Origin of the sequence: Comamonas koreensis (genome assembly GCF_014076495.1) — a bacterium.
In the GTDB taxonomy this organism is placed as follows: domain Bacteria; phylum Pseudomonadota; class Gammaproteobacteria; order Burkholderiales; family Burkholderiaceae_C; genus Comamonas; species Comamonas squillarum.
This window is the reverse complement of record NZ_CP043575.1, coordinates 630602-654057: the sequence shown is the minus strand read 5'-3', so window position 1 is coordinate 654057 and position 23456 is coordinate 630602. Positions and strand designations below refer to the sequence as shown.

The following is a 23456-nucleotide window of genomic DNA, read 5'->3' as shown; positions in this document are numbered from 1 at the left end:
TGACGATAGGCCTGTATTCATTCCTTTTCCCTTCTTGCTGCGTTATTAAACCCTTAGGAGACATGAGCATGCAGATTTCCCGCCGCACTTTCACCTCCGCTGCTGCCGCCCTGGCTGCCAGCGCCCTGTTGCCCCTGACCGCATCGGCCCAGTCGCTGGCCGATCTGAAGAAAAAGGGCAAGATTACGATCGGCATGCTGGTGGACTTCCCGCCCTACGGCATCCTGAACGGCAGCAACCAGCCTGACGGCTACGACGCCGATGTGGCCAAGCTGCTGGCCAAGGAATGGGGCGTGACCGCCGAGATCGTGCCCGTGACCGGCCCCAACCGCATCCCCTTCCTGCTGACCAACAAGGTCGACATGCTGATCGCCTCGCTGGCCATCACGCCTGAGCGCGCCAAGCAGGTGCTGTTCTCCAAGCCTTACTCGGCCGCATCGATCGTGCTGTTTGGCGCGACCAAGACCGCCATCAAGGGCCCGGAAAACCTCAAGGGCCTGCGCGTGGGCGTGGCACGTGCCTCCACCCAGGACGTGGCCGTCACCAAGGCTGCGCCAGAAGGCACGCAGATCCGCCGCTTTGACGACGACGCATCGGCCATGCAAGCGCTGCTGTCGGGCCAGGTCGATGCCATCGGCTGCTCGGTGACCGTGGCTGCCCAGATCGCCAAGCGCGCACCTGCTGGCCAGTTCGAGAACAAGTTCCAGCTGCTGCAGCAGAACATGGCCGTGGCCCTGCGCCCAGGCCAGGACGAAGTGGCCGAAGCCGTGAACGCCTTTATCGCCAAGAACACCGCCAATGGTGAGCTCAACAAGCTGTACCAAAAGTGGTTGGGCGCTGACCTGCCAAAACTGGACTAACCCTAGAACGGGCTACCCCCTGAGGCGCTGCGCGCCTTCCCCCAGGGAGGCTCTGCAAGACCCTCGCCCCATGGGATGGACGCGGATCGGGATGAGACGCAAGGCGTCTTTTGCAGTCAATAGCGAGCTATTGACAAGGAAGACAACACAGCGAATCGCCCGAGCCCGCGTTCAGACCAAGGCAGGGAGTTTTGCAGAGCCGCCCTAAGAGGGGGACGACGGCCTTTGCGTCGGGGCGGCCCTAGCTGGCCGTCCCGCGCATCCAACCCGCCTCGTGCAAACGCTCATCACACACGACAAGACTGCTTTATGACGACCCCTTCGCAAGCACCCATCATTCGCCTCCAAGGCGTCGAGAAATGGTATGGCAACTTCCAGGTGCTGACCGATATCAACCTCGACGTGCGTGCCGGCGAGCGTATCGTCATCTGCGGGCCTTCGGGCTCGGGCAAGTCGACGATGATCCGCTGCATCAACCGGCTCGAAGCCATCCAAAAGGGCCAGATCACCGTGGACGGCACGGACCTGACGGGTGACAGCAAGGCGATCGACACCATCCGCAAGGAAGTGGGCATGGTGTTCCAGCAGTTCAACCTGTTCCCGCACCTGACGATTGTCGAGAACTGCATGCTGGCGCCAATGCGCTCGCGCGGCCTGAGCAAGGCCGAGGCGCAGGAGCGCGCGATGCACTACCTGACGCGGGTGCGCATTCCGGACCAGGCGGACAAGTACCCCAGCCAGCTGTCGGGCGGCCAGCAGCAGCGCGTAGCGATTGCCCGCGCGCTGTGCATGGCCCCCAAGATCATGCTGTTTGACGAGCCCACCTCGGCGCTTGACCCCGAGATGGTCAAGGAAGTGCTGGACACCATGATCGGCCTGGCTGAAGACGGCATGACCATGCTCTGCGTGACCCATGAAATGGGCTTTGCCCGCAGCGTGGCCGACCGCGTGATCTTCATGGCCGACGGCAAGATCATCGAGCAAGGCCCACCGGCCGCGTTCTTTGACAACCCGCAGCACCCCAAGACCCAGCAGTTCCTGGGCCAGATTCTCAGCAACCATTGATGGTGTGGCGGCGCGGGGGGCGCGCCAGCGCCACGCCCCTGGGCCCGTACAACGCCCATGCCGCAACCGAACACTGTGCACCACGACTTCCTTGATCGCTGCTAGCGCCCCGCCGGCCGGCGGGCGCCAACGGCCACTACAGATAACAACCATGGCCTTGTCTTTGCAAAACGCGGGCTCGCCCGCGCTGATCTCCCTCACCTCCTTTGGCAATGCCGAAGTGCGCCGCCACGGCCAGCTCTACTTTGCCCGGCTCTCGCACCGCGCAGGCGCCAACGGCTATGAAGTGCGCGAAGAGCTGCTGCTGAATGCCGCCCAGGAACTGCCCGCGCTGGCCGCCTATGGCCGCGCGCACCAGCTGGACCTGGTCTACTCCTGCCCCCAGCCGCTGTTTGCGATGGACGGCAGCCTGAACACCGCCGCCGTGCAACACGCGATAGCCGCCAGCCATACCTTGGGCGCCACCTGGCTCAAGATGTCGATCGGCGGCTTTGCCAGCCAATCGGTCGCACATTCGGCCCAGGGCTTTGCGGCGCTCAAGATCGCCATCGATGGCGCGGGCCTCACCTTGCTGATCGAGAACGACCAGACCACGGCCGCCGGCACCGTGCAGGCACTGCAGCGCTTCTTTGCCGCTGCCGATGCCGCTGGCCTGAGCTTGCCGATGACCTTTGACATGGGCAACTGGCACTACCTGGGCGAATGCGCACTGCAAGCGGCCCAGCTGTTTGGCAGCCGCGTGGCCTATGTGCATGCCAAGGGCGTGCAACGCCTGCCCGCCAAATGGGTGGCCGTGCCGCTGGCCGAATCGGCAGCGGCCTGGCGCGCCATTTTGCGCGCGCTGCCCAGCGATGCACCCCGCGCCATCGAGTACCCGCTGATCGGCGACGACCTGGTCGCCGTCACCCAGCAGGAGCTGGCCGTGCTGCGCGACGCCACGGCACTGCAGGCCAAGGCCTCCTGATCAGCTCCCAACAAACCAACAGCTACCAGCACCCAAGAGAGACACGGCCATGACCACCAAGACCTTTGATGTCGCCACCTTTGGCGAAGCGATGATGCTGCTGATTGCCGACCGCGCCGGCCCGCTGGAGAACGCTGAGTTCTTTACCAAGCGCATTGCAGGCGCCGAGATCAATGTGGCCACCGGCATGGCACGCCTGGGCTTCAACACCCACTGGGCCAGCCGCCTGGGTGCCGATTCGATGGCGCGCTACCTCATCAACCAGATGAAGAGCGAAGGCGTGCACTGCGAGCATGTGGTGCTGGACCCGGCGCAAAAGACCGGCTTCCAGATCAAGGGCCGCAGCGATGACGGCAGCGACCCACAGGTGGAATACCACCGCAAGGGCTCGGCCGCCAGCCTGATGACCCCGGCCGACATCGATGAGCCCTGGTTGGCCTCGGCCCGCCACCTGCACGCCACCGGCGTGTTTGCCGCGATCTCGCAGACCAGCCTGGCCACTGCCCAGCGCACGCTGCAAATCGCCCGCGCAGCGGGCAGCACCATCTCCTTTGACCCCAACCTGCGCCCCACCCTGTGGCAGGACGAGGCCACGATGCGCCGCGAGATCAATGCGCTGGCTGCCGGCGCGGACTGGGTCTTCCCCGGCCTGGCCGAAGGCGAGCTGCTGACCGGCCACAAAACGCCTGAAGCGGTGGCCCGGTTCTACCGCGACCAGGGCGCAAGCCTGGTCGTCGTCAAGCTGGGCGAAGCAGGTGCCTACTACGATGACGCCCAGGCCGGTACCGGCTATGTGGCCGGCTGCCCGGTCGAGAAGGTGGTGGACACCGTGGGCGCCGGCGACGCGTTTGCGGTGGGCGTTATCAGCGGCCTGCTCGACGGCCGCTCGGTGGCCGATGCCGTCAAGCGCGGCTGCTGGATTGGCGCGCTGCAGGTGCAGGTGCTGGGCGACTCCGAAGGCTTGCCGACCCGCGAAGCTTTGACCGCCGCCGGCTATTGATTTCAACGCATCCAGGAGCAGCAATGAGCAGCAACCGCCACCAGATTTTGGTTTTTCGTGAACTGCCCGAGGACCAACTGGCCCGCCTGCAAGCCGCGCATGACGTGACCGTGGCCAACCCGCGCATCGCAGCGCAGCGCGATGCGTTTTTTGCAGCGCTGCCCCAGGCCCAGGCACTGATCGGCTCGAGCTACCCGATCACCGATGCGCTGCTCGATGAAGCACCGCAGCTGCGGGTGATCTCCAGCATCTCGGTGGGGGTGGACAACTACCCGCTGGCATCGCTGCGCGAGCGCGGCATTGCGCTGTGCCACACGCCTGGCGTGCTGACGGAGACGACGGCCGACACCATCTTTGCGCTGCTGATGGCCACCAGCCGCCGCATTCCGGAGCTGGCGATGTATGTGCGCTCGGGCCAATGGCAGCGCAATATTGGCGAAGAGCTGTTTGGCTGGGATGTGCATGGCAAGACGCTGGGCATTCTGGGCATGGGCCGCATCGGCATGGCGCTCGCCCGGCGCGCGGCGCTGGGCTTTGGCATGCGCGTGCTCTACAACAACCGCAGCGTGGTGCCCGAGAGCGAATTGGGCACGCTGGCCGGCCAGGTGCATTATGTGGCGCGCGATGCGCTGCTGCGCGAGGCAGATTTTGTCGTCTCCGTGGTGCCATCGACCCCCGAGACCAAGCACCTGCTGGGGGCTGACGCCTTTGCGATGATGAAGCCCAGCGCCATCGTCATCAACGGCTCGCGCGGCGCGATCGTCGATGAGGCCGCCTTGCTGCATGCGCTCGATACCGACCAGATCCGCGCAGCCGGCCTGGATGTGTTTGCCACCGAACCGCTGCCGGTCGAATCGCCCCTGCGCACCCATGCCAAGGTGGTGGCGCTGCCGCATATCGGATCGGCCACGCACGAGACGCGCCACGCGATGGCCGAGATGGCGACCAGCAACCTACTGCAGGTGCTGGCGGGTGAGAAGCCTGCAGGCGGGTTTGATCTGAGCCAGGCCTGAGCTGAGGGAGACGGGCCAAGCGCAGGAGCGCCCGCATAATGGCCGCTCGGCATTCTGGTGTCCAGCACGGCGCCAGCGGCCACCCACTTTCTCGTCTTGTCTCCTGACTGCGGCATGCCTTCGACTCTCCAGGTTCTCTCCCTCGCCTCCCCCTCTGCCGGCTACCGCCGCATCCGCTTTGCCGGCGCGCAGCTGGCGCCTTTTTGCCAGCACGACAACATCCACTGCCGCCTGGTGTTTCCATCGCCGCAACGCGACGGCGCCAGCAGCACACGCGTCTACACCGTCCGCGCCTTCGATGCCGATGCGCAATGGCTGGAGATCGATTTCTTGCTGCATGCCGATGCCGGCCCGGGCGCCTGCAGGGCCCAGCAGGCGCAGGTCGGCGACTGTGTCGAGATCCTCAAACCCGGTGGCCGCACGGCCCGCATTGCCGACTGGATGGTGCTCGCTGGTGACGACAGCGCGCTGCCCGCACTGGCCCGCATCGCAGAGCGGCTGCCTGCCAGCACGCGCGGCCATGTGGTTTGCGAGATAGCCGACCCGCAGGACGCGATCGACATACGCCTGCCACCCGGCATGCAGTGGCATTGGCTGTACCGCGCAGGCGCAGCTGCAGGCACCGGCGAGCAGCTGCAGCGGGCGGTGCAAGCACTGGATTGGAGCGCCGCACAAGCCATTGAAGGCGCCAGCCGCTTTTTATGGGTAGGCGCCGAGTTTGCCACCGCGCAGGCGCTGCGCGCCTGGGCAGTGGACAGCCTGGGGCTGGGCAAGCAGGAGCAGCTGATCGTGGCCTACTGGCGCCGGGGTATGAGCGAGAACGAGCTGCGCGCGCCCAAGGCGGACCTGGAAAAAACCTAGACCCTGTTTTTAGATCTCCGCCGAGCGCGAAATATGCCGGCGCAGCAGCGCCGCGGCATAGTCGGCATCGCCTTCCTTGAGCGCCTTGAGAATGCCCAGGTGGTCGGTGCAGGCCTGGCGGATGTGCTGCTCGCTCAAATGGCTGAAATGCGCAAACTCCGAGATCTTGCGCAGCGAGTTCTGCCGGCGCACCGACTCGATCAAAAAGCGGTTGCGCGACCAGGACACCAGGGTTTCGTGGAAATTCGCATTGGCCTTGAACCACACATCCTGGCGCAGCTGCTCAACGGGCATCTGCAAGATATCTGACTGCTCGCGGAACAGCTGCTGCAGCTGCTCGGGATCGGGCGCAAAGTCCGCCATCTTGAGTGCGCCGCACTCGACGATGAGCCGAAAATCATAGCTCTCATGCACGGCCTGGGGGTTGTCCAGGCTCTCGGTAAAACGCCAGCCATGGCCGGGCAGGCGCTCGGTCAGGCCCTCGGCGGCAAAGCGCATCAGCACGCGGCGCACGGCGCCCCGGGTCACGCCAAACAGCTCCACCAGCTGCGCCTCGGAGACTTCGCCGGCCAGCTGGCCGCTGGCGCGGTGGTTCATGATCTGGCTGTACAGCGCCTCGGCCTCAGAAGGGGGCACCAGCTGTTCCAGCGCATCGTCGCCATCGGGAACGCGTTCGACCCGAAAACCCCGGCCCGGGTGGTAGGCCACCAGGCCCTGGGCCGTCAGCAGCATCAGCGCCTGGCGCACCGGCGTGCGCGAGACCTTGAGCTCATCGGCCAGGTGCAGGTCGGAGATGCGGTCGCCCACGCGCCAGCGGCCGCCATGCATCAGCGCCGTCAGCTGGCGCGCGACGTCGATCTGCAAAGAACTCAGCGATTGCTTCAAACCGATTCTCCCCTGGGTTGTGCTGCTGCGGCCCGCGCCTGCGCAACGCGGCGGCAGTGGCGGTGGCGGTGGCGCGCAGCATCTTGTTTTTGCCGGCCAGCCCCGAGCATACGCGCCAGGCTTCCCGTCTTGGCAGCATCCTTCATCGTAGTTTCCCTAAGTTTTGTTTGATTCTATAAAAAACAAATTGACAGTCAATGACCACGAAATTAATGTATTAAAAGTTCACAAAACACAAAAGGAAAAAGATGTCGCCGTTTCCACTCGTCACGCTGTCTGGCGCCCCGCAAGCCCGTGGGCGCCAGTATGGCGCGGCGCTCAAAGACCGCATTGCCCGCAGCGCAGCCCTCTACGGCGGCGCGCTGGAGAAGTACGGCATCAGTGCCGCACACAAGGCCGCGCTGATCGCCGAGTACGCCCAGAAGATCGCCGCCTTTGACGAGAACTACCTCGAAGAAATGCGCGGCATTGCCGAAGGATCGGGCGTTGCGCTCGACGACATCGTGATGATCAATGCCCGCACCGAGGTGGTGGCCCTGGCGCGCGCCCAGTCCACCAAGCCCGTCGATGACGAGCTGGACGACGGCTGCACCGGCGCCATGCTGCTGCCCGAGCGCAGCGCCTCGGGCAACCTGATCCATGGCCAGAACTGGGACTGGCGCGCCGAATGCGCCGAGACCGGCGTGGTGCTGCGCGTGCGCCAGGACCATGGCCCCGACTACCTGACCTTTGTCGAAGCCGGCGGCCTGGCCCGCAGCGGCCTCAACGCCGCAGGCATCTCGATCACCGCCAACTACCTCGAATGCGAGCGCGACTACACCAAGCTGGGCATTCCGCTGGGCCTGATCCGCCGCAAGGTGCTGGAGCAGGAACACTTTGCGCTGGCCGCCAAGGCGGTGGCCACCACGCCCAAGTCCTGCTCCAACAACATCATGGTGGCATCGGCCGCGGGCTTTGGCATTGACTTTGAATGCGCGCCCGACGAGGCCTTCCCGCTCTACCCCGAGGACGGCATGATCGTGCACGCCAACCACTGGGTCAGCCCGGTGGCGCTGGCCAAGCTGCGGGACACCGGCATCCCCCATGTGCCCGAGAGCTTTTACCGCGACTGGCGGGTGCGCAAGATCCTGCAGGAGCAAGGCCGCCTGCTGACGCGCGAATCGCTGAAGAAGGCGCTGTTTGACGACTTCCTCTCGCCGTATGCGGTATGCCGCCCACCGCGCCCCGCCGATGGGGGCAACCTGACCGCCACCGTCGCGATGATCGTCATGGAGCCGGCGCTGGGCATCATGGAGATCGCGCCGCTGCCGGCCATCAACCGCCAGTTCACCACCTACCGCCTGCATGGCGATGGCGCGGCTGAACCTTCTGCCGCCGCCGCTGCGGCGCTGGAGCACTGAGCGCCATGTGGAAATTCGCTGCCACCCGCATCGGCATGGCGATTCCGACCTTGGTGATCGTGGCACTGGCCGTCTTCATTCTGGTGCGCCTGATCCCCGGTGACCCGGCAGCGCTGATGCTGGGTGACTCGGCCGATGCCGCATCGCTGGCGGCGCTGCGCGAGCAGCTGGGCCTCAACGCCAGCCTGCCCACGCAGTTCCTGGTCTGGTCCGGCCATGTGCTGCAGGGCGACCTGGGCCAGTCCATCTCCAACCGCCAACCGGTTGCCGCGCTGATCTGGGAGCGCTTTGCCGTCAGCGCCCAGATCGTGCTGCCTGCCGTGCTGCTGGCTACGCTGGTCGCCGTGCCGCTGGGCATGCTGGCCGCCTGGCGCCAGGGCCGCCTCACCGACCTGGCGCTGGTCGCCACCGCCACCTTGCTGCTGTCGCTGCCAGCCTTTTGGATGGGGCTGCTGCTCTTGATGTTCTTCGCGCTCAAGCTGGGCTGGTTTCCGGTGGTCGGCTTTGTCGCCTTTGGCGAGAACCCGCAGCAGGCGCTGCTCTACCTGGTGCTGCCCATCACCACCTTGCTGCTCCATGAGATCGGTGTGATCCTGCGCATGACCCGCGCTTCCACGCTGGAGGTGCTGCACCTGGACTACATCACCCATGCCCGCGCCAAGGGCCTGAGCGAGATGACGGTGATGCTGCGCCATGCCTTCAAAAGCGCCTTTGGCCCGACCTGGACCCTGCTGGGCCTGATTCTGGGCAACCTGCTCGCCGGGGTGGCGGTGATCGAGACCGTGTTCACCATTCCCGGTCTGGGCCGTCTGCTGGTCGATGCGATTTTTGCCCGCGACTACCCGCTGATCCAGGGCTGCCTGCTCTTCATCGCCAGCATCTATGTCCTGGTGAATCTCTTTGTGGACCTGCTCTACCCCATCTTTGACCCCAGGGTGGCCGCATCATGAACCGCCGCTCCCTCTCCTTCTGGCTGGGCGCTGGCCTGGTCTCCGTGGTGGTCGTCGTGGCCTTGCTGGCCACGTTCTGGACGCCGTATGACCCGCTCAAGCTCAACTTCAAGACCCGCCTGGCAGCGCCCGGCTGGCAGCACTGGATGGGCACCGACGAGCTGGGCCGCGATGTGCTCAGCCGCCTGATGCGCGGCACGGCCACCAGCATCCGCATCAGCCTCAGCACCGTGTTTCTGGCCACCTTCTTTGGTGTGCTGATTGGCGCGCTCAGCGGCTACCTGCGCGGCTGGCCCGACCGCATCCTGATGGCCATCAACGATGCGCTGCTGGCCTTCCCCGGCCTGTTGATGGCGCTGGGCCTGCTGGCGGTGTTTGGCGCCAGCACCAGCGGCATCATCATCGCGCTGGCACTGGCCTATGCGTCATCGGTGGTGCGGGTGGTGCGCGGCACGGTGCTGGGCCTGCGCGAGCGTGATTTTGTGCGTGCCTCGCGCGTCATGGGCAACTCCGAGACCTACACCTTGCTGCGCCATGTGCTACCCAACTGCATTGCACCGGTGATCGTCATGGCCACCTCGATGTGCGGCTGGATCATCCTGGCCGAGAGCTCGCTGAGCTTTCTGGGCCTGGGCGTGGCGCCACCGGCACCCACCTGGGGCAACATGCTGGCGGGCAGCCGCTCCTATGTCAGCCAGGCGGCCTGGCTGGCGATTTTCCCAGGGCTGGCGATCTCGCTGGCACTGCTGGGCATCAACCTGCTCGGCGACGCCCTGCGCGACCGGCTCGACCCACGCATGCGGAGGCGCGTATGACCCCATCCCCTACCCTGCTGCAGATCCAGAATCTGAGCCTCTCGGCCGGCGCCGGCAAACTGGTGGTGCGCAATGCATCCTTGCAGCTGGCCGCTGGCGAGATTGTCGGCATTGTCGGTGAATCGGGCTCGGGCAAGACCATGCTCAGCCGCGCCGTGATGCGGCTCACGCCCCATGCCATCAGCCGCAGCGCGGGCGACATCCTGCTGGACGGCCAGTCGCTCTATGCGATGAACGAGCGCCAGCTGCGCGCTGTGCGCGGCCCGCGCGTGGCCATGGTGTTCCAGGAGCCGATGACCTCGCTCACGCCCACCCTGAGCATTGGCGAGCAGCTGCTCGAAGGCCTGCGCATGCACCTGCCCCAGGCGCGCGAAGAGCACATGCCGCGCATCCACGCGATGCTCGAGCGCGTGGGCCTGCGCGATACCCAGCGCATCCTGAGCGCGTTTCCGCATGAGTTCTCGGGCGGCATGCGCCAGCGCATCATGATCGCCTCGGCCATGCTGCTGCGCCCGGCGCTGCTGATTGCCGACGAGCCCACCACCGCGCTCGACGCCGTGGTGCAGCGCGAGGTGATGGAGATGATGCTGGAGCTGACGCGCGAGAACGGCACCGCCGTGCTGCTGATCAGCCATGACCTGCCGATGGTGGCCCGCTACGCGGACCGCATGGTGGTGATGAAGCAGGGCGACATTGTGGAGACCGGCCCCACCGCCCAGGTGCTGGCCGCCCCTGCGCATGACTACACGCGCCAGCTGCTGCGCACCCTGCCCCAGCGCCGCGCACCGCGCCAGATCGACCGCACGGCCCCGCTGATGTCGGCCCGCGACCTGGTGCTGGAGTTTGGCGGCCGCCAGCGCTGGTTCCGCAAGGGGGCACCGGCGCGCGTGCTCAAGGGCATCAGCCTGGATATCTTCCCCGGCGAGGTGGTGGCCGTGGTCGGCGAATCGGGCTCGGGCAAGACGACGCTGGGCATGATCCTGTCGGGCCTGCTGCAGCCCACCAGCGGCAGCCTGCGCTACAAGGGCCAGCCCTTGCTGCCGGGCAGCCCGGGCTTCAAGGACTACCGCTACAACTGCCAGATGGTCTTCCAGGACCCCTACTCATCGCTCGACCCGCGCATGACGGTGCAGGCCCTGGTGGCCGAGGCGCTGCGCATGGCCGAGGGCCTGAGCGCCAGCGACAAGCGCGAGCGCGTCCAGCAGGCGCTGGCCGATGTGGGGCTGGGCGGCGATTTTGCGACACGCTACCCGCATGAGCTCTCGGGCGGCCAACGCCAGCGCGTGGCCATTGCCCGGGTGCTGGTGCGGCGCCCCGCGCTGATGATTGCCGACGAGGCGGTCTCTGCGCTCGATGTGACGGTGCGCGCCCAGGTGCTGGACCTGCTGGCCGAGCTGCAGCAGCGCTATGGCTTCTCGTGCCTGTTCATCAGCCACGACCTGGGCGTGGTCGAGCAGATTGCCGACCGGGTCATCGTCGTGCAAGGCGGGGTGATTGCCGAGCAGGGCACGCGCGACGCCGTGTTTGACGAGCCGCAGAACCCCTATACACGCCAGCTGCTCGATGCCATCCCGATGCTGCAGGCGACGCCCGATGGCGGCGTGCACCTGCGCTGGCGCAATGCCCAGAGCCGGGCCGCCACCGCTGCAGACAGCGCCGCCTACCCTGCCTAAAAATTCAGCAATTTACCTGGAGTCCTTTATGTCATCCCTTCCCGCCCGCCAGGGCCACGGCATCCAACTGAGCTTTTACGACTTTGGCGCCACCACCTTTTTTGCCAGCCAGTTCGACCAGCGCTTCAGCTACTGCCTCTACGTGCCCAAGAACTACAGCGAAAGCGAGGACAAGCTCTATGACCTGGCGGTGATCGTGCACGGCACGGGCCGCACCGCCAGCCAGTACCGCGACCGCTTTGCCGACTTTGCCGACCGCAATGACTGCATCGTGCTGGCGCCGCTTTTCCCCGCCGGCATTGGCGTGGCGGGCGATCTGGCCAACTACAAGCGCATTCTTTTCCATGGCATCCGCTATGACCAGGTGCTGCTGTCCATGGTCGATGAGGTGGCGGCCAAGTACCGCGTGCGCAGCCAGCGCTTTTTGATGTATGGCTTCTCGGGCGGCGGCCAGTTCTGCCAGCGCTTTTTTCTGCTGCACCCCGAGCGCCTGCAGGCCGTCTCGATTGGCGCGCCGGGCGTGGTCACCCTGCTCAACACAGACTACGACTGGTGGGTGGGCGTGCGCGATATCGAGCAGCGCTTTGGCCGCACGCTCAACCTGGCCGCGATGCGCGAGGTAGCCGTGCAGACCATCATCGGCACGGCCGACACCGCCACCTGGGAGATCACCATTCCGCGCGACAGCGCGCTGTGGATGGATGGCGCCCAGCTGCAGGGCGACAACCGCATCGAGCGCATCACCGCGCTGGCCGACAGCTTTGCCGCGCATGGCATCCGCGTGCAGCGCGACACCATGCCCGGCATTGCGCACGAGCCCTTCAAGGTCATCGAGCCGGTCGAGGCCTTCTTGCAGCAGTGCCTGCGCACGCCGCAAGCTGCCTCGGTGTAAGAACCTGTTCCAAGCCCCCACGCCACCGTCCCCACCACCACAAGGAAGACCATGCCCACCAGCCGCTCTCTTTGGTCGCCCGCGCTGCTTGCCGCAGCCTGCGCGCTCAGTGCCCACAGCCAGGCCGCCGGCGCCCCCGATATGCTGCGCGTGGCGCTGCATGCCGATATCGCCAGCGTCAACCCCGGTGTCAACCGCGACGCCAACTCCGACATGGTGATGGCCCATGTGGTCGAGGGCCTGGTGGCCTATGGCGAGGACCTGACCATCAAGCCCATGCTGGCCAGCAGCTGGAAGGCCAATGACGACAGCACCAGCTACGACTTCAAGCTGCGCCCGAATGTGCGTTTTCACAATGGCAAGACCTTGTCGGCCGCCGATGTGGTGTGGAACTTCAAGCGCTACCTCGATCCCAAGACCAACTTCCAGTGCATCAACCGCTACAACGGCAAGATCGGGCCGGCGCTGCAGGAGGTGAAGGCGGTCGACGCGCAGACCGTGCGCTTCAGCTTCTCGGCGCCTGCGCCCAACTTCTTGATGACCCTGGCCACCATACAGTGCACGCCCTGGATCATCCATCCTGACTCGGTAGCTCCCAACGGCAGCGTCAGCCAGGTGATCGGCACCGGCCCCTATAGCTTTGCCGAGAAGCAGACCGGCCGCTACACCGAGCTCAAGCGCTTTGCCGACTACAGCGCGCTGCCCGGCGCGCGCGATGGCTATGCCGGCAACAAGCAGGCCAGCATTGCTACCTTGCGCTTTGTCACCGTGCCGGACGCCAGCACCCGCTCCAACGGCGTGCTCTCGCGCGACCTCGATGTCATCGACGATGTGGACCCCGACACCATCAAGGTGCTCAAGGACAAGGGCGTGCAGGTGGAGGTGCAACCCACCCCGAGCTGGGTGGTGCTGCAGCTGCAGACCGAGGCGCCGGCGCTCAAGGATGTGCGCATGCGCCAGGCGATTGCCAAGGCGCTGAGCCTGCCCGATGTGGCCGAAGCCGCTGGCAAGGGCCTGTTCACGCCCAACCCCTCGGTGATATCGCCGCTCAGCCCCTACTACGACCAGCGCAGCAAGGCCTGGCCCGGCTATGACCCGGTGGGCGCCAGCGCACTGGCCAAGCAGGCGGGCTACAAGGGCCAGCCCATCACGCTGCTGGTGGCCAACCGCCAGGAGCGCGTGCAGCTGGCCACCATCTTGCAGGCGCTGCTGGGCTCAGCCGGCATCAACATCGACATCAAGGTGCGTGACTGGGCCTCGCAGCTCGATCTGTACGGCAAGGGCCAGTACGAGCTGGCCATCTTTGCCTACTCGGCGCGGCTCGATCCCTTGCTGATGTATGAATCGCTGATCGGCGACAAAAAGGCCGAACCCACCCGCCAGTGGGACGATGCGCAGGCCTCGGCCTTGCTCAAGCAGGTGGCGATGGAGCGCGACCCGGCCCGCCGCAAGGACCTGTTCAACCAGCTCCATGCGCTGATGGCCAAGGAGGTGCCGATCATCGGCCTGTACAACCTGCCCGTCGTCACCGCGATGGCGCCCAGCATCAAGGGCTACAAGGGCTGGCCCGCCGGCACGCATCGCTTCTGGGGCGTGACCCGCGCCGCGCCCTAAAGCCGCCTCTGCGCGTGGCCAGAACTGCCTGGTTCTGCCACGCGCCCGCCTCTTTCCCCGCATTCCGCTCTCTGCGTTTCACACCCTGTATGTCTTTTTCTGCAACCGACTACCGCCTGGCCGACGCCACGGCACTGGCCCAGGCCATCCGCGCTGGTGCGCTCACACCCCAGGCAGCCGTGGACCATGCCTTTGCCGCCATCGAGCGCTGCAACCCCCAGCTCAATGCCGTGATCCTGACGATGCGCGCGCAGGCCGAGGAGCAACTGCGCCAGCTGCCGGCCGACGCGCCGCTGCGCGGCGTGCCGGTGCTGCTCAAGGACGACTGCCCCAGCTATGCCGGCGCGGCGATGTCCTATGGCTCGCGCGCGGCGCTGGGCCATGTCTCGACCACCGACCACACCCTGGTAAGGCGCTACCAGCAGGCGGGCATGGTCATCGTCGGCAAGACCAATCTGCCCGAGTTCTCGGCCAATGTGGCCACCGCGCCCAGCCTGCATGGCCGCACCCTGAACCCCTGGAGCGCGGCACACAATGTGGGCGGCTCCTCGGGGGGCTCGGCCGCCGCGGTGGCCGCGCGCATGGTGCCGCTGGCCTATGGCAATGACGGCGCGGGCTCGATCCGCATTCCGGCAGCCTGCACGGGGCTGTTTGGCCTGCGCCCCTCGCGCGGCCGTGTGGCCTGCGGCCCCGTCTCCAGCGAGAACTGGGGCGGTCTGGTGAGCCACCATGTGCTGACGCGCAGCGTGCGCGACTCGGCCCTGATGCTGGACCTTACTGATGCGCTGGAGCCCGGCTCGCTCTATGCCGCGCCCGCCAAGGCCGAAGCCTTTAGCCAGGCGCTGCTGCGCCCGCCCGGGCGGCTGCGCATTGGCGTGCTGCAGGATGCGGACCCGGCCCAGGCGCTGGATGGCGACATCCTGCAGCGCCTGCAGGACACGCGCCGCCTGCTGCAGGAGCTGGGCCATGCGACCGAAGAGGCGCACTGGAACTTCTCGCACAGTGATCTGGCCGCTGCTTTTAGCCGCATCATTGCCGCCTACACCGCGCTGGAAGTGGATGACCTGGTGCGCAGCACCGGCAGGCCAGCGACGGCGGAGTTCTTTGAACCGGTGAACCTGGGCCTGGCCGAGCAAGGGCGGCGTCTGGGCGCTGTCGAGCTGTTGGCCGCGCGCAATACCTGCAACAGCATCGCCCGGCGCCTGGGCGAGATGTTTGGCCGCTATGACCTGCTGCTCTGCCCGGTAATGCCGACCCTGCCCCAGGGCCTGCAGGCGCTCGATGTGCGCCAGCCCGATGCGCAGCACTTCATGCAGGAGTTCATGGATGCGACCGTGTTCACCCGCCCGGCCAATGCGGCCGGCGTGCCCGCGATGAGCGTGCCGCTGTGGCAAAGCGCCAGCGGCCTGCCCATGGGCATGCAGTTCATCGCGCCCTATGGCGCAGAAAGCCGGCTGCTGCAGTTGGCCGCGCAGCTGGAGCAGGCCCTGCCCTGGGACCCGCGCCTGCCCCCCGTCCACGCTTGATTCCAGACCCCTATGCTCTACACCAAACCCTATTACCAACCCCAGCAGCCCGCGCAGATCAAGGAGCTGGTCGACCGCGTGGTGCTGGGCACCCTGGTCACGCCGCACAGCGAAGGCGTGGCGCTGTCCCACCCGGTGTTCCGGCTCGACACCACGCGTGGCGCACTGGGCACCGTGGTCTCGCACGTGGCATCGGCCAGCGACCATGTGCGCTTTCTGCGCCAAGGGCTGCCGAGCATCGCCATCCTGATGGACCCGGGCGGCTATATCTCGCCGTCCTGGTACCCCAACTACCCGCAGCGCGACAGCGCGCCGACCTGGGGCTTTCAGGTAGTGCACCTGCATGGCACGCCGCGCATGCTCGAAGAAGATGAACTCGTCGCCCACCTGCAGGACCTGGTAGGCCATATGGAGCGTGGCCGCCGCTGCCCCTGGGACAGCAGCGAGCTGGGCCCCGGCGGCATGGAGCGGCGCCTGCCCGGCATTGTGGGCTATGAGATGCCGGTGGTGCGCTGTGAAGCCAAGTTCAAGCTCGGCCAGGACGAACGCCCGGCCGACATGCGCGGCGCCGTCGAGCGCCTGCGCGAGCAGAACCAGCATGCGCTGGCCGATACCATAGAGCAGCACTGCCAACTCCAACAACCATGACCACCCCAGACAAACAGACCGACCCCATCGCCGATGCCATTGCGCGCCACCACAGCGGCCTCAGCGCCGTGCCGGAGGCCGCCGCCTTCCATGCCTGGGTGGCGCAGCAGCGCGGCAGCTGGAGTGGGCTGCTGCCCGGCCTGGCACAGGCGCGCATGGGCCATATCGATTTCCGCAGCCCGGATTCGGCCGTGGCCGCCGCCAGCGCCAGCATGGACCGCGAGAGCGCCATCCGCGCCTATGAGGACCTGCAGCAGCGCCAGGGGTTTGAGATGGGTGTGGGCCACTGGATGGAGCAGCGCTGCGTCTACCAAAGCAGCAACTACGCATCCACCCGCCTGGCGGGCGCGATGCGCGACTGCCACCTGGGCTTGGACCTGTTTGCGCCCGCAGGCACCGCGCTGCGGCTGCCGCTGGCCGCAGAGGTGGTGGTTGCGGAGGTGCGTGATATCCGGCTGGACTATGGCGGCATGCTGGTGCTGTGCCACCAGGGCCCTGCACACCCTCAGTTTTTCAGCATCTGGGGACATCTGAGCCATGCATCGGCCCGGCGCTGGCAGCCGGGCGATCAGATTGCCGCAGGTACCGAGTTTGCCCGCCTGGGCGACTTTGCAGAGAACGGCTGGTGGCTGCCCCATCTGCACTTGCAGCTGTGCCTGTTGCGCCTGCCCGACTTCAGCGACGCGCCCGGTGTCGGCGAGCAGGCCTTTGCGCCGGTCTGGCAAGACATCTTCCCCAACCCGGCGCCGCTGCTGCGCGCCGATGATGAGGCGCTGCGCAGCTAATTACTGTGCGGCTGGGTCGCAGCGCACCTGGTTCATATAGATCGAGCAGTTGTACTTGTTGCCCTGAAAGCTCGCCTGGTAGCGCGTCGATTCGCGCTGGCGGTCAAAGCCAAAGACCTGCACATGGGCCTCGGTGCTGCTGAAGTAGTTGGCGGTTTTCTCGGCGATCACCTGGTCCGACAGCACCGCATTGCTGCCAATGGGCGCCACCACATCGCAGCCCTGCAAGGCCAGCACGGCCACGCACAGGGCGGGCCAGGCGGCCAGGGGCAAAGACTTGCGCAAGATGGAGGGGGTCATGGAGGCATCCTGTAGGTAGCGGCAATGCGCTACTGTCTCACATCCCGTCGGTCCTGTCAGGAGGTGGTGCGCCAGGCTGCTTGCGCTTCGGCAGGCACGGCAGCCGAGCGCGCATTCCAGCGCTGCCAGGCCTTTTCATGGAAGAAAAAGGCAAAGGCCTGCACCGTGGGCTCGAGCAAGCTCAACGTGAGCGAGGCAATCAGGTTGCCGGTGACAGCATAGGCCACCATCGCGGCCACCGTGATGTGGATCAGGTAGTAGCTGGCGGTCTTTTTGAGGGTTTGGCGGTTGTTCTGCAGGCTGCGGCGGAGGGAGGACATGGCGGGCTCTTTCTTGCAATGAGGGCCACTAACACAACCCTTGATACGTCGTTGCCTGGCCGGCCGCGCCAAGCCTTGCCGTACTACTGTACTGTCTGCGGCTTGGCGCCTAGTCTCAACCGCAAACCTTTGGTTTGCTGGGTCGTGTTAGCGGCCCTAAATCAATGACAGTGCTGTAAATGATATTTATTAGCAATGGCAAAGGCCAATGAATCCTCGCTAAAAACAGCATAGGTCAGCGCAATGCCTGCCGTCACGGGCAGGCGGCCCGCGCGCCAAGGCCTGCGCTATGATGCGGTGCGGTTGCCGACCGGGCGACGTAATAACACCTCCATAACAAGCCAGACGACCTATGACGACGGACCAGCAACGCAGCTATACGGCACCCTGCCCGGGTTGCGGTGCGCCTGTGGAATTTGCCAGCGCCCAGTCCGCCTTCGCCGTCTGCCCGTATTGCCACAGCTCCATCGTGCGCAATGGCGATATCTTGAAGCGCATCGGCAAGATGGCCGAGGTCTTCAACGACTACAGCCCGCTCAAGCTGAACCAGACCGGCCAGTTTGCCAAGGGCAGCCAGGGCAAGCCGGAGGGCTTTCGCCTGGTGGGCCGGCTGCAGTACAAGGGGGAGACCGGCAGCTGGAACGAATGGCTGGCACTGGGCGACAGCGGCGAGACCGCCGTCATCAGCGAGGACAACGGCCAGTTTGTGCTGAGCCGCGCGAGCCAGGCCCCCACCAAGAACCTGCCCCCCGCCGACCGCTGGCAGCCGGGCCAGCGCATTGCGATCAGCGGCGTGCAGTACAGCGTGACCAGCGTGGTGCTGGCCCAGCTGATGGCGGCCGAGGGCGAGATGCCGCACCAGCCCGAGCTGGGCAAGCCCTTTACCGTGGTGGAGCTGCGCACCGAAGACGACAAGGTGCTGTCCATCGACTACAGCGAGCAGCCCCCTGCCGTCTACCTGGGCGCGCCGGTGCTGCTGGGCTCGCTCAAGATTGCAGGGCTGCGGCCCACGTCCACCAAAAAGGACCAGGGCCGGCACTTCAACTGCCCGCGCTGCGCGGCGCGTGTCGACATCAAGCTGGACACGACCCAGGCCCTCACCTGCCCGAGCTGCGGCTCGCTCATCGATGTCTCGCAAGGCATTGGCGGCGAGCTGCGCGCGGCGATGCAGAAAGACCCGGTCAAGCCCCTGGTGCCGCTGGGCAAGATAGCGACGCTGGCCGGCAGCAAATGGCAGTTGGTGGGCTTTCAGCACCGCATGGGGATCGAACCCGATGACGACGAGTACTTTGGCTGGGATGAGTACCTGCTCTACCACAGCCAGCAGGGCTTCCAGTTTCTGGTCAACAGCAGCGAAGGCTGGAGCCTGGTCAAGACGCTGACCGGCGCGCCCGACTACCGCGCAGGGCGCAGCACGGCGACCTGGAAGCAGCAGACCTACCAGCTGCAATCGCGCTACCGCGCCGAGACCACCTATGTGCTGGGCGAGTTCTACTGGCCGGTGGCCCGGGGCGACAAGACCGACAATGTGGACTTTGCCCGTGGCAAGGATGGCGCGCAGCTGCTGAACCTGGAGCAAAGCGCGCGCGAGCTGAGCTGGTCGCTGGGCCGCAAGATGACGCCCGAGTCGGTCGCAGCCGCCTTTGGCATGAGCGACCAGCTGGCGCTGTTCAAGCCCGAGACCAGCAGCTTTACGGTGCCCAAGCTGGGCTGCATGCCCATCATCATTGGGCTGTTCCTGCTGTTCTTTTTGCTGATCTGGTTGTGGCCCAAGGGCTGCGATACTGCGCTGGAGCGGCGCAAACTGGCCGCCGACCCGACCTATGTGAGCAAGTGCAGCACCAGCACGGGCAGCGGCCGGTCGTCGAGCGGTTCCTGGGGTGGCTACAGCTCCGGCGGCAGCCACAAATAAACAATGGCTGGCAACAGCACTGCGCAGAGCCCAACCCGGGCGCGCATTTGACGAAGGAGAGAGTTGTGATGGATTTGGAATGGTTCCGCCCTGCGGCGTTTTTTGGCTCCATCCTGTTCGCCATGGTGGGCGTGGTGGTCTTCTGGCTGTGCTTTCTGATCATCGACAAGATCACCCCCGTGGACATGTGGGCCGAGATTGTGGAAAAGCAGAACCTCGCGCTGGGCGTGGTGGTGGCGGCGATGAGCCTGGGCATCAGCATCATCGTGGCAGCGGCCATCGGCTAGCGCCTGTTCGTGCCACGCCAGCTGCTGCGGCTGGCATGGCCACTACCGCCGTCGCCCGTTGATGATCGCTGTTGGCCACGGATGGCCGCTGCTGCAGCGCCTGGCATCTGCGCGGGCGATTGGCCCTTTTTTCCTGTTAGCCCACGCTGCTGGTGCCCGCGCGCCTGGCACCGTCCCTGCACTGTTCGCCCGTGTCGACCTCCAGCCCTGACAACCCCTCTGCCAACGCTTCCCCCCCAGCATCGCCCAGCCCGCGCCCCGATGGCGCTTTAGGCAGCGATCACGCGCTGGAGTTTGGCCACGCCGCCCTGCCGGAAAGCGGCGTGCGGCGCGCCAGCCCGCTGGAAGTGGCGATGCTGTTCAGCGTCTTTGTGGTGGCGGCCTGTGGCCTCTTGTACGAGCTGGCCGCAGCGGCGCTCGCGTCCTACCTGCTGGGTGATTCGGTGCTGCAGTTCTCCACCATCATCGGCACCTATCTGTTTGCGATGGGCATCGGCTCCTGGCTGTCGCGCTACCTGGTGCGCGAGCTGCCGGCGCATTTTCTGCGCATCGAGCTGATGGTGGCGCTGGTGGGCGGGGCCTTGCCTGCCGTGCTGTCCATCATCAACGCCTATGTGCCCAGCGCCTTCCACTGGATGCTGTATGGCACGGTGCTGGTGGTGGGCACCCTGGTGGGGCTGGAGATACCGCTGGTCATGCGCATCCTCAAGCGCAATGTGGTGCTGCGCGATCTGGTATCGAAAGTGCTGACCTTTGACTACCTGGGCGCGCTGGCGGTGTCGCTGGCCTTCCCGCTTCTGCTGGTGCCGCACCTGGGCCTCATCCGCACCGGACTGGTGTTTGGCCTGCTCAATGCGCTGGTAGCAGTATGGGCGCTGTTTCTCTTCAAAGAAGAGCTGCGCCGCTTTGGCAGCCATGTGCTGGCCTGCGGCCTGGTGATTGTCGCCTTGCTGGGCGGCCTGGTGGGCGCCGAGCGGCTGACGTCGCTGACCGAGGACCACTTCTACCAGGAGCCCATTGTGCTGACCCGCACGACGCCCTACCAGCGCATTGTGGTGACCCAGGGCAAGCGCGGCGCGCGCCTGTACCTGAACGGCAACCTGCAGTTTGCCCAGAGCGATGAATACCGCTACCACGAGGCCCTGGTGCACCCAGTGATGAGCCGCTTTGGCGCGCCGCGCAAGGTGGCGGTGTTTGGCGGTGGCGACGGCATGGCCGTGCGCGAGGTGCTCAAGTACCCCTCGGTCGAATCGGTGACCCTGGTCGAGCTGGACCCGCAGATGACCGACCTGTTCAAGAATGTGCCGAGCATGCAGGCGCTCAACAGCAATGCCTTGAACGACCCCAAGGTGCACATCATCAATGCCGATGCCTTCCAGTGGCTGCAAAAGGCCGACGAGGTGTTCGATGTGATCATCGTGGACTTCCCCGATCCGACCAATTTTGCGGTGGGCAAGCTGTTCACCAACAGCTTCTACGCAATGCTGAGCCAGCATTTGGCGGCCAGCGGCTTTGCAGTGATCCAGACCACGTCGCCACTGATTGCGCGCCAGAGTTTCTGGACCGTGGTGACCACCGTCGAATCGGTGGGCATGCAGGCCACGCCCTACCACGCCCATGTGCCCAGCTTTGGCGAATGGGGCTTTGTGATTGCCAGCCGCCGCCCTTGGAGCCTGCCGACCACCTTGCCCGAAGGCATGCGCTTTTTGAGCCTGCCCAGCCTGCCGCTGTTGTTTGACTTCCCGCCCGACATGGCACGGGTACCGACCGAGGTGAACCGCCTGTCCAACCAGGTGCTGGTACACACCTATGAGCGCGAATGGGGCAAGGTGGCGCACTGACATGACGGCCTACCACCCCAGCCCACTGCGGACCGCACAGCCATGCAACGCCGTTCCGTCTTGAAGGGCGCCGCGGCGCTGGCCAGTAGCAGCGCGCTGGCCAGCTGCAAGCCTGCACCGCCCAGCACCAGCGCCGCCCATATCCAGGGCGGCTTTGTAGGCCAGGCCTGGGAGCGCGGCCATGCGATGCGCGACCGCCTGGCGCAAGGCCTGCCGCTGCCCGCGCCCAGCCGAACCCACCGCGTGCAGGTGCTGATTACCGGCGGCGGCATTGCCGCGCTATCGGCCGCCCGCGCCTTGCGGCTGGCTGGCGCCAGCGATGTGGCCCTGCTGGAGCTGGAAGACCAGGCCGGCGGCAACAGCCGTGGCGGCACGGTGCAGGGCCTGCGCTGCCCCTTGGGCGCCCACTACCTGCCGGTACCTGGCGACAGCGCGCCCGAGGTGCAGGATCTGCTGGAAGAACTGGGTGTGCGCCAGCGCCTGGCCGGCCGCTGGCAGTACAAGGACGAGTACCTGTGCTTTAGCCCGCAGGAGCGCCTTTTTATCCATGGCGAATGGCAGGAAGGCCTGCTGCCCACGCAGGACGTGGCCGCCAGCACCATCGCCCAGTACCAGCGCTTTGCCCAGCTGGTGGATGACGCCATGCGCGCGCAGCCCTTCAGCATGCCGGTGATGCGCAGCTGGCAGGCCCAAGGCGGCCTGGCCCCGGCCCACCAGGCGCTGGATGCCATCCCTTTTGACACCTGGCTGGCCCAGCACCAGCTGGACGACCCGCTCCTGCGCTGGTATCTGGACTATGCCTGCCAGGACGACTTTGGCGCCGGCTGCGCCCAGGTATCGGCCTGGGCGGGCCTGCACTACTTTGCCAGCCGCCACGGCTTTCAGGCCCCGGGCATGCCAGACGACGCGCATGACAGCGTGCTGACCTGGCCGCAGGGCAATGGCTGGCTCAGCGAGCAGCTGAGCGCCCCGGTGCAGGCCGCCGGCTGGCTGCACAGCGGCCACACGGTGATGCGGATCGCCGAGACGCGCCAGGGCGTGGAGATCGACAGCTTCAACCACGCGAGCCAAAGCATGGAGCGCTGGCAGGCTGCGCACTGCATCGTGGCGCTGCCGACCTTTATCGCGGCCCATGTGGTGCAGGACCCGCCCGACTTTCTGCGCGCCGCCGTGCAGGCATTGGATTGGGCACCCTGGCAGGTGACCAATGTGCATATCCGCGCCCCACTGCGCGACCGCCCCGGCGCCGAACTGGCCTGGGACAATGTGCTGTACGACGATGTGGCCCACGGCGGCCTGGGCTACGTCAACGCCGGCCACCAGCGCCTCAATGCCATGCAGCAGCTGCCCACGGTGCTGACCTGCTACCGCGCCTTGGGCGGCAACGCGCCTGGCGCCAGCGCCCGCAGCGCCCGCCAGCAACTGCTGGCCCAAACTTGGGAAGCCGCCCGCGACCAAACCCTGGCGACGCTCGCCCGCGCACACGCCGACATCTACGAAAAAACCACCCACGTCGAGGTCATGCGCTATGGCCACGCGATGGCCATCCCCCGCCCCGGCACCCAGACCGTGCTGAGCCGCATCGGCCAGCCCGCCACCAGCGCCAAGCGCCCAGCGCGGATCAACGGCGAACGCCTCCAAGCCCTGCCCACCCCGAGCACCGGCCGCCTGCATTTTGCGCACAGCGACTGGTCGGGGTATTCGGTGTTTGAGGAGGCGTTTACGCGGGGGTTGTATGCGGGGGCGGCAGCGGTACGGGGGTGATGGAGGCAGCTGCGCATGCACATTGGGAGCCATGCCTCACGCCGGCAAGTGAAGCGCATGGCTGAGATGCAGCAGGCGCTG

22 protein-coding genes are annotated in these 23456 nt (G+C 66.2%); 19 read left to right on the top strand and 3 right to left on the bottom strand.

Going from position 1 to position 23456, the window contains the following annotated elements:
- The first annotated feature begins 68 nt into the window (after window positions 1-68).
- The 6 genes from F0Q04_RS03095 to F0Q04_RS03070 all read left to right on the top strand — a co-directional run bounded on the left by F0Q04_RS03095 (window position 69) and on the right by F0Q04_RS03070 (window position 5763).
- Entirely contained in the window at window positions 69-860 is a 792-nt protein-coding gene (locus tag F0Q04_RS03095) for a transporter substrate-binding domain-containing protein (protein ID WP_409935120.1), read from the top strand.
- Between the two features lie 309 nt (window positions 861-1169).
- The gene (locus F0Q04_RS03090; protein WP_021027999.1) at window positions 1170-1925 is read left to right on the top strand and encodes an amino acid ABC transporter ATP-binding protein; all 756 of its coding nucleotides are present in this window, start codon (window positions 1170-1172) and stop codon (window positions 1923-1925) included.
- Window positions 1926-2076: 151 nt separating this feature from the next.
- Window positions 2077-2889, top strand: a complete 813-nt coding sequence (locus F0Q04_RS03085; RefSeq protein WP_182344389.1) for a sugar phosphate isomerase/epimerase family protein — start codon at window positions 2077-2079, stop codon at window positions 2887-2889.
- A gap of 49 nt (window positions 2890-2938) precedes the next feature.
- Complete coding sequence (locus F0Q04_RS03080; protein WP_182344387.1) at window positions 2939-3889, top strand: sugar kinase; 951 nt, start codon at window positions 2939-2941, stop codon at window positions 3887-3889.
- Between the two features lie 23 nt (window positions 3890-3912).
- Entirely contained in the window at window positions 3913-4902 is a 990-nt protein-coding gene (locus F0Q04_RS03075; protein WP_182344385.1) for a 2-hydroxyacid dehydrogenase, read from the top strand.
- Window positions 4903-5016: 114 nt separating this feature from the next.
- Window positions 5017-5763, top strand: coding sequence for a siderophore-interacting protein (locus F0Q04_RS03070; protein WP_182344383.1), 747 nt, complete (start codon window positions 5017-5019; stop codon window positions 5761-5763).
- Window positions 5764-5772: 9 nt separating this feature from the next.
- Here the strand turns inward: F0Q04_RS03070 and F0Q04_RS03065 are convergent, their stop codons facing one another.
- The gene (locus tag F0Q04_RS03065) at window positions 5773-6648 is read right to left on the bottom strand and encodes a GntR family transcriptional regulator (RefSeq protein ID WP_232539490.1); all 876 of its coding nucleotides are present in this window, start codon (window positions 6646-6648) and stop codon (window positions 5773-5775) included.
- A 248-nt stretch (window positions 6649-6896) separates the two neighbouring features.
- On the opposite strand from F0Q04_RS03065, the gene F0Q04_RS03060 reads away from it, so the two are divergent.
- The 9 genes from F0Q04_RS03060 to F0Q04_RS03020 all read left to right on the top strand — a co-directional run bounded on the left by F0Q04_RS03060 (window position 6897) and on the right by F0Q04_RS03020 (window position 16951).
- Entirely contained in the window at window positions 6897-8048 is a 1152-nt protein-coding gene (locus tag F0Q04_RS03060; protein ID WP_116925372.1) for a C45 family autoproteolytic acyltransferase/hydolase, read from the top strand.
- 5 nt (window positions 8049-8053) lie between these two features.
- The gene (locus tag F0Q04_RS03055) at window positions 8054-8998 is read left to right on the top strand and encodes an ABC transporter permease (RefSeq protein ID WP_116925371.1); all 945 of its coding nucleotides are present in this window, start codon (window positions 8054-8056) and stop codon (window positions 8996-8998) included.
- Complete coding sequence (locus F0Q04_RS03050; RefSeq protein WP_182344381.1) at window positions 8995-9813, top strand: ABC transporter permease; 819 nt, start codon at window positions 8995-8997, stop codon at window positions 9811-9813. Before F0Q04_RS03055 ends, F0Q04_RS03050 begins: the two co-directional genes overlap by 4 nt.
- Window positions 9810-11486: a dipeptide ABC transporter ATP-binding protein gene (locus F0Q04_RS03045; protein ID WP_182344379.1), complete on the top strand. Its 1677-nt coding sequence runs from the start codon at window positions 9810-9812 to the stop codon at window positions 11484-11486. Before F0Q04_RS03050 ends, F0Q04_RS03045 begins: the two co-directional genes overlap by 4 nt.
- Before the next feature lie 28 nt (window positions 11487-11514).
- A complete protein-coding gene (locus F0Q04_RS03040; RefSeq protein WP_182344377.1) occupies window positions 11515-12378 on the top strand; it encodes an alpha/beta hydrolase in 864 nt (287 codons plus the stop codon).
- 51 nt (window positions 12379-12429) lie between these two features.
- Window positions 12430-13992 (top strand): ABC transporter substrate-binding protein, encoded by a 1563-nt coding sequence (locus F0Q04_RS03035; protein ID WP_182344375.1) that lies wholly within the window; start codon window positions 12430-12432, stop codon window positions 13990-13992.
- Between the two features lie 89 nt (window positions 13993-14081).
- Window positions 14082-15518 carry an amidase gene (locus F0Q04_RS03030; RefSeq protein ID WP_182344372.1) on the top strand — a complete coding sequence of 479 codons (1437 nt, stop codon included), beginning with the start codon at window positions 14082-14084 and terminating at the stop codon, window positions 15516-15518.
- A gap of 12 nt (window positions 15519-15530) precedes the next feature.
- Window positions 15531-16166, top strand: a complete 636-nt coding sequence (locus F0Q04_RS03025) for an FMN-binding negative transcriptional regulator (RefSeq protein ID WP_116925365.1) — start codon at window positions 15531-15533, stop codon at window positions 16164-16166.
- On the top strand, window positions 16163-16951 hold the full coding sequence (locus F0Q04_RS03020; RefSeq protein ID WP_182344370.1) for a peptidoglycan DD-metalloendopeptidase family protein: 789 nt from the start codon (window positions 16163-16165) through the stop codon (window positions 16949-16951). The genes F0Q04_RS03025 and F0Q04_RS03020 overlap by 4 nt, the downstream gene beginning before the upstream one ends.
- On the opposite strand, the gene F0Q04_RS03015 is transcribed toward F0Q04_RS03020, so the two are convergent.
- Together F0Q04_RS03015 and F0Q04_RS03010 are read right to left on the bottom strand one after the other, a co-directional pair.
- Window positions 16952-17251 (bottom strand): hypothetical protein, encoded by a 300-nt coding sequence (locus F0Q04_RS03015; RefSeq protein ID WP_116925363.1) that lies wholly within the window; start codon window positions 17249-17251, stop codon window positions 16952-16954.
- A 56-nt stretch (window positions 17252-17307) separates the two neighbouring features.
- Window positions 17308-17571, bottom strand: a complete 264-nt coding sequence (locus F0Q04_RS03010; protein WP_182344368.1) for a DUF2061 domain-containing protein — start codon at window positions 17569-17571, stop codon at window positions 17308-17310.
- A 352-nt stretch (window positions 17572-17923) separates the two neighbouring features.
- Here F0Q04_RS03010 and F0Q04_RS03005 point away from each other — a divergent pair, with 352 nt between their 5' ends.
- The 4 genes from F0Q04_RS03005 to F0Q04_RS02990 all read left to right on the top strand — a co-directional run bounded on the left by F0Q04_RS03005 (window position 17924) and on the right by F0Q04_RS02990 (window position 23375).
- Window positions 17924-19483, top strand: coding sequence for a DUF4178 domain-containing protein (locus F0Q04_RS03005; RefSeq protein ID WP_182344366.1), 1560 nt, complete (start codon window positions 17924-17926; stop codon window positions 19481-19483).
- 68 nt (window positions 19484-19551) lie between these two features.
- Window positions 19552-19770, top strand: coding sequence for a DUF350 domain-containing protein (locus F0Q04_RS03000; protein WP_021027983.1), 219 nt, complete (start codon window positions 19552-19554; stop codon window positions 19768-19770).
- Between the two features lie 353 nt (window positions 19771-20123).
- Complete coding sequence (locus F0Q04_RS02995) at window positions 20124-21611, top strand: polyamine aminopropyltransferase (RefSeq protein WP_182345533.1); 1488 nt, start codon at window positions 20124-20126, stop codon at window positions 21609-21611.
- A gap of 42 nt (window positions 21612-21653) precedes the next feature.
- Window positions 21654-23375 (top strand): FAD-dependent oxidoreductase, encoded by a 1722-nt coding sequence (locus F0Q04_RS02990; RefSeq protein ID WP_182344364.1) that lies wholly within the window; start codon window positions 21654-21656, stop codon window positions 23373-23375.
- Window positions 23376-23456: the final 81 nt, after the last annotated feature.

What these genes read in the sequence shown, in the direction of transcription:
- F0Q04_RS03040 (WP_182344377.1), top strand. Translation starts at nt 11,515, where the DNA reads ATGTCATCCCTTCCCGCCCGCCAGGGCCACGGCATCCAACTGAGCTTT.
- F0Q04_RS03005 (WP_182344366.1), top strand. Translation starts at nt 17,924, where the DNA reads ATGACGACGGACCAGCAACGCAGCTATACGGCACCCTGCCCGGGTTGC.
- F0Q04_RS03015 (WP_116925363.1), bottom strand. Translation starts at nt 17,251, where the DNA reads ATGACCCCCTCCATCTTGCGCAAGTCTTTGCCCCTGGCCGCCTGGCCC.
- F0Q04_RS03000 (WP_021027983.1), top strand. Translation starts at nt 19,552, where the DNA reads ATGGATTTGGAATGGTTCCGCCCTGCGGCGTTTTTTGGCTCCATCCTG.
- F0Q04_RS02995 (WP_182345533.1), top strand. Translation starts at nt 20,124, where the DNA reads ATGCTGTTCAGCGTCTTTGTGGTGGCGGCCTGTGGCCTCTTGTACGAG.
- F0Q04_RS02990 (WP_182344364.1), top strand. Translation starts at nt 21,654, where the DNA reads ATGCAACGCCGTTCCGTCTTGAAGGGCGCCGCGGCGCTGGCCAGTAGC.
- F0Q04_RS03090 (WP_021027999.1), top strand. Translation starts at nt 1,170, where the DNA reads ATGACGACCCCTTCGCAAGCACCCATCATTCGCCTCCAAGGCGTCGAG.
- F0Q04_RS03020 (WP_182344370.1), top strand. Translation starts at nt 16,163, where the DNA reads ATGACCACCCCAGACAAACAGACCGACCCCATCGCCGATGCCATTGCG.
- F0Q04_RS03050 (WP_182344381.1), top strand. Translation starts at nt 8,995, where the DNA reads ATGAACCGCCGCTCCCTCTCCTTCTGGCTGGGCGCTGGCCTGGTCTCC.
- F0Q04_RS03055 (WP_116925371.1), top strand. Translation starts at nt 8,054, where the DNA reads ATGTGGAAATTCGCTGCCACCCGCATCGGCATGGCGATTCCGACCTTG.
- F0Q04_RS03095 (WP_409935120.1), top strand. Translation starts at nt 69, where the DNA reads ATGCAGATTTCCCGCCGCACTTTCACCTCCGCTGCTGCCGCCCTGGCT.
- F0Q04_RS03010 (WP_182344368.1), bottom strand. Translation starts at nt 17,571, where the DNA reads ATGTCCTCCCTCCGCCGCAGCCTGCAGAACAACCGCCAAACCCTCAAA.
- F0Q04_RS03030 (WP_182344372.1), top strand. Translation starts at nt 14,082, where the DNA reads ATGTCTTTTTCTGCAACCGACTACCGCCTGGCCGACGCCACGGCACTG.
- F0Q04_RS03070 (WP_182344383.1), top strand. Translation starts at nt 5,017, where the DNA reads ATGCCTTCGACTCTCCAGGTTCTCTCCCTCGCCTCCCCCTCTGCCGGC.
- F0Q04_RS03085 (WP_182344389.1), top strand. Translation starts at nt 2,077, where the DNA reads ATGGCCTTGTCTTTGCAAAACGCGGGCTCGCCCGCGCTGATCTCCCTC.
- F0Q04_RS03025 (WP_116925365.1), top strand. Translation starts at nt 15,531, where the DNA reads ATGCTCTACACCAAACCCTATTACCAACCCCAGCAGCCCGCGCAGATC.
- F0Q04_RS03060 (WP_116925372.1), top strand. Translation starts at nt 6,897, where the DNA reads ATGTCGCCGTTTCCACTCGTCACGCTGTCTGGCGCCCCGCAAGCCCGT.
- F0Q04_RS03035 (WP_182344375.1), top strand. Translation starts at nt 12,430, where the DNA reads ATGCCCACCAGCCGCTCTCTTTGGTCGCCCGCGCTGCTTGCCGCAGCC.
- F0Q04_RS03045 (WP_182344379.1), top strand. Translation starts at nt 9,810, where the DNA reads ATGACCCCATCCCCTACCCTGCTGCAGATCCAGAATCTGAGCCTCTCG.
- F0Q04_RS03080 (WP_182344387.1), top strand. Translation starts at nt 2,939, where the DNA reads ATGACCACCAAGACCTTTGATGTCGCCACCTTTGGCGAAGCGATGATG.
- F0Q04_RS03075 (WP_182344385.1), top strand. Translation starts at nt 3,913, where the DNA reads ATGAGCAGCAACCGCCACCAGATTTTGGTTTTTCGTGAACTGCCCGAG.